Origin of the sequence: Aedoeadaptatus nemausensis, from assembly GCF_903819165.1 — a bacterium.
Lineage (GTDB): Bacteria > Bacillota > Clostridia > Tissierellales > Peptoniphilaceae > Aedoeadaptatus > Aedoeadaptatus nemausensis.
In genome coordinates this window covers 1-458 of sequence record NZ_CAIJCS010000059.1, presented here as the reverse complement: position 1 = coordinate 458, position 458 = coordinate 1, and the positions used below count along the sequence as shown (strand labels likewise).

The window sequence follows — 458 nt, the reverse complement described above, 5'->3', positions numbered from 1 at the left end:
TAACAAAGAAAGAAAAAGAATCCTACTTTATTAAATTTAATCTTGATGGACTTCTGAGGGGAGACTATGAATCAAGGATGAATGGATATGCTGTAGGAAGACAAAATGGCTGGATGAGTGCAAATGACATAAGAGAATTAGAAAACCTAGATAGGATATCAGCTGAAGAAGGTGGTGACTTATACCTTGTAAATGGAAATATGCTACCACTTGATAAGGCAGGGTCATTCTATGAGAGTAAAAGAAATGGAGGTAAAAATATCGAGAATGAACAAAAATAAAATATTTTGGAACTGGAAAAAGGATTCAAATGAACTCTATATAGATGGAGTTATTGCAGAAGAGTCTTGGTTTGATGATGAAATCACGCCAAGGCTCTTTTTTGAAGAATTAAAAAATAAAAGTGGAGACATAACTGTGTGGATCAACTCTCCTGGTGGAGATTGTATAGCTGCATC

The 458-nt window shown here is 34.7% G+C and carries 1 protein-coding gene and 1 pseudogene; both read left to right on the top strand.

Going from position 1 to position 458, the window contains the following annotated elements; genetic code table 11:
* Window positions 1-281: phage portal protein (locus PEPTYR26121_RS08850; protein ID WP_180501063.1), on the top strand; the 281-nt coding region annotated here is incomplete at its 5' end.
* Window positions 268-458, top strand: a pseudogene (locus PEPTYR26121_RS08845) (head maturation protease, ClpP-related); the annotation flags it as partial. The gene PEPTYR26121_RS08850 and the pseudogene PEPTYR26121_RS08845, both read left to right, overlap by 14 nt.